Raw genomic sequence first — 3,710 nt, 5'->3', positions numbered from 1 at the left:
TGACTTTTTAAGAAAAACAAATGCTAAAGTAAAGTTTTTATCATTAGAACCATTGATAGGACCTTTGCAAAACTTAAATTTAGAATATATAGACTGGGTTATTGTTGGTGGAGAGAGTGGACATAAACCAAGACCAATGGATGCAGATTGGGTATTAGATATTCAGGACCAATGTCAAAAAACTGAGGTTGCATTCTTTTTCAAACAATGGGGAGGAAAAAACAAAAAAGCAAATGGTCGAATATTGAATGGTCGAACTTATGACGAAATTCCAGAAATTGAATTACAGCATAGTGTGTAAAAAAGCCTGCCGATAACATAGATTGCCAAAATGCGGGGTTGAAGTGCAAATTGAGAGATTTTGCATTTTTCGTCGCAATTGCTTTTTTGTTACACATTTTTTTGTAATTTAGTTTCACAAAAAAAGCAATTGCTAAAGTCACAAAAAATTGAACTTTTAGCGTGTAAAAACCCGCACTTCGGCAATACTTTTTCGTTAGCAGCAAATAAAACAAACAGAATGGCAAATAGAAGTTACTTATACTCAATCGACTTTGACAAAACAAAGGGTGATAGAAAAGAAGGAGATAAAATATTCGGACTATCGGAATACAGTTATTCAATTCCTCTATCATATAAAATATTAGTAAGTCAAGAGTCTAAAATTTCAAACTCAATAAACTGGGACTATGAACACCCAATAGCTATTCAAGGTGATTTTGAAAAAGGGAAACAAAGACTATTTGATTTTTTAATGAAACTTCAAAGTGAGAATTTGTTTGATAAGACAGAATTAGAGAAACAAATAAATGAAACCAAAGAATTTTTAAATAATCATCAACTTCAAAATATAATTTTAGAATGTGGTGAAATTTATGAAATGGGTGATGGGGAACTGGAAGACCAAAATAAAGAATTTTTTGACGAAGAAATAATGAATATAGAGAGTCAAATAAATGAATATTTGAACAATTTTAGGAGTATGAATAAATCTATACAAGCCCTTAAAAATGAAATCTTCAGATTTTCTAAATCAAAAGGATTTTTGTCAAAAATATTTTCCTCTGACAATTCGGAAAAAATTCAGGAATTAGAGAAGAAGATTAAAAACGTAGAACAAGAAAAGTGGAATATGCTTGGAGTGAACTATTGGTCTGAAATTCTCTATTATCACTTTGAAAATGAATAATCTGCAGCTAGCATCGGTTTGGCGATATGGCTTCGGAGTGAAATTTTTAGAACCATAGGAGCTATTTCAAACATTGGGAAAAGTTTATTACCTTTGGGATAAGAAACGCCACATCGCCAAGCCGAGGGGCGTTGTACGACATTTTACAGCCGAACTCTAGTATGAATTAACCATAATGAACTTAAATATGAATCAAAAAAATTTAACTCTAACTTTTTTATTTTTTGCTTTAATTCTAAATGCACAAAGTCATAAAATAAATTTTAACTGGGAAAAGGGAGAAATCAATGGTGAAATTTTTGATAAAATAGCAATGAGTGTTCCTTTTACAATTGCAAATAAAACTTACCCATTTCAATTTGATATTGGAGCAAGTAATACTTTAATTTATGACAAATGTTTTGAAAATACGGAATTAATTAAATATAAAGAAATCAAACCTGCTGATAATGCTGCAGGACATACTGTTTTTGTTATTAAAAATCAAGAATTAAAAATTGGAGATTTTGAAATAAAAAACTATGATTTACACGGTTTATTAAATTTTGACCAGGGAGAAGTTTGTGGTGTTGTAGGTTCAGACATATTCAAGGATAAATATGTGATAATAAATTTTCCTAAAAAAGAAATTGTTATATCTAAAAAAATAAAAAAGAATCTAAAAAAGAAAGCACAATTTGTTAACGCAACGTTTACAAATAACAAATTGAATGTTCCTATTACAATTGATGATAAATTATTTTTTTTTCAATATGATAGTGGAGCAAGTTTATTTCCTATGATAACTTATAAAGAAAATATGAAACAACTTATTGAAAACAAAAATATTGTTGAAAATTATAATATCAAGAATTTCAACAATCCTGTAATTTTAAAAGCAGTTAACATAAATAAAAATGTTCAATTAGGAAATAATAATTTTGTTGTAAAACAGTTATGGTTTACAGAAGAAGATTATTTTGGGTTTAAACAACAAGGAATTGACGGAATAATTGGAAATGATTTCTTTTATGAAAAAATACTAATTTTAGATTTTAAAAATAAGAAATTTGGTATAATATGATGAATAAAATTATTTTTTTTGTATTCATATTATTTTACTGCACACTTTTTGCACAAAAAAATGATGAATTGGATACAATCAACTTTGCTATAAATGAGCAAAATACAATTTTTGTGCAAGCGGTTTTCAACAAGATTGACACTTTAAATCTAAATTTTGATACAGGAACAACGGAACTTGTTATAACTAATGATGTCTTAAAAAACAAACTAAAATCTTCACCAAAACTCTACAACACTTTCTACAATTTACAAATTGGAAATACAAACTATAAGACTAAAGTTTATGATGCTCAATTAACAGGACATGGAACTGATGGAAGATTTGGATGGGACTTTTTCAAAGATAAAATTATAGAAATTAATTATGATAAAAACATATTAGTAATACATTCAGCATTACCCGAAAATGTGACAAAAAGCAAAAATTTTTCTAAACTAAAAATTGAATATTTTAAAGATGTATTTTTAGTTTATTGCAAAATTAAACAAAATGGCGTCGAAAACAACGACCTTTTTCTTTTTGACACAGGATTTCAGAGAACTGCAATGTTAGACAGTGATTTGTTAGCACAGAAAAAATTTCCAACCGAGAAAATGGCAATTATCAAAAAAGTGATAATGAAAGGTGCGCAAGGAAATGAAATTCCTGTTGTCACTACTAATTTATCAACTTTAAGAATTGGAAAATATAAACTTAAAAATGTTCCTGTTCAAATAACGATAGCAAATAAACCGTTGAAAGATAAAAATATTCATATATTAGGAAATGAAGTTTTGAAGAGATTTAATACTTTTATAGACTTTCAGCATAATTTTGTATATCTGAAACCAAATAATTTATTTAACGGAAAATATATAGATCAAAAGAAAAACGGCATATAACATCGGTTTTGCAAAATGGCGGGTTCAGTGCTTCTATGACAGTTTAGTGCAAGGTTCAAGTTCAGTTTTTCAATTGAACATATGTGTTGAAAATCCGCCACTCCGCAAAGCCATAAACCGTTGGCAGCAATATTAAAAAAAACACTCGCACATGAAACCATTCATTAAAATATTATTTATAATAACATCTAATTTCTTTTTTTCTCAAAATAATTTCGAAATTAATTTGAATGCACCTGAATTCGTAAATGATTCTTTATTCATAGCCCCAATAAGAGACACTCATAAAGTTTACAAATACGAAATATCAACAAATAATGAAACCAAATTTAGCCAGGATTTCAACTCTACAATTGTTATTATCAAACCTAAAAATATTATTACCGGAAAAATTTTGTATCCGCAACCTTTCTCAATTTTATATTTTGATCCCAAAATTAATGGCGGCTATGATACGAAACCTTTCTTTCTTGAAAAAGGAAACTTTAATTTAGAAATAAATAAAGAAAATAATCTAAGTCTTATTCTAAACTCTGAAAGTCCTTCAAATAAAGAATACAAACTATTAAAAGAA

Annotated in this window: 5 protein-coding genes; all 5 read left to right on the top strand. The window is 27.9% G+C overall.

Annotation, left to right across the window (positions count from 1 at the left end):
• Window positions 1–301: DUF5131 family protein (locus tag AC4AGG_RS15655; RefSeq protein ID WP_489772955.1), on the top strand; the 301-nt coding region annotated here is incomplete at its 5' end.
• A gap of 219 nt (window positions 302–520) precedes the next feature.
• Complete coding sequence (locus AC4AGG_RS15650; protein WP_489772954.1) at window positions 521–1,189, top strand: DUF7822 domain-containing protein; 669 nt, start codon at window positions 521–523, stop codon at window positions 1,187–1,189.
• A gap of 187 nt (window positions 1,190–1,376) precedes the next feature.
• Window positions 1,377–2,252, top strand: a complete 876-nt coding sequence (locus AC4AGG_RS15645) for a pepsin/retropepsin-like aspartic protease family protein (RefSeq protein WP_489772953.1) — start codon at window positions 1,377–1,379, stop codon at window positions 2,250–2,252.
• On the top strand, window positions 2,249–3,136 hold the full coding sequence (locus AC4AGG_RS15640) for an aspartyl protease family protein (RefSeq protein WP_489772952.1): 888 nt from the start codon (window positions 2,249–2,251) through the stop codon (window positions 3,134–3,136). Before AC4AGG_RS15645 ends, AC4AGG_RS15640 begins: the two co-directional genes overlap by 4 nt.
• Window positions 3,137–3,287: 151 nt before the next feature.
• The coding region (locus AC4AGG_RS15635) for a hypothetical protein (protein WP_489772951.1) at window positions 3,288–3,710 on the top strand (423 nt) is incomplete at its 3' end.

This window comes from Chryseobacterium sp. CG10_8, from assembly GCF_058117085.1.
Note: the sequence above shows the minus strand (reverse complement) of the source record. Positions and strands in the feature narration are given on the sequence as shown.

Bases quoted from the DNA above. Each gene is read 5' to 3' on its own strand.
- AC4AGG_RS15650 (WP_489772954.1), top strand. From the start codon at position 521: ATGGCAAATAGAAGTTACTTATACTCAATCGACTTTGACAAAACAAAG.
- AC4AGG_RS15640 (WP_489772952.1), top strand. From the start codon at position 2,249: ATGATGAATAAAATTATTTTTTTTGTATTCATATTATTTTACTGCACA.
- AC4AGG_RS15645 (WP_489772953.1), top strand. From the start codon at position 1,377: ATGAATCAAAAAAATTTAACTCTAACTTTTTTATTTTTTGCTTTAATT.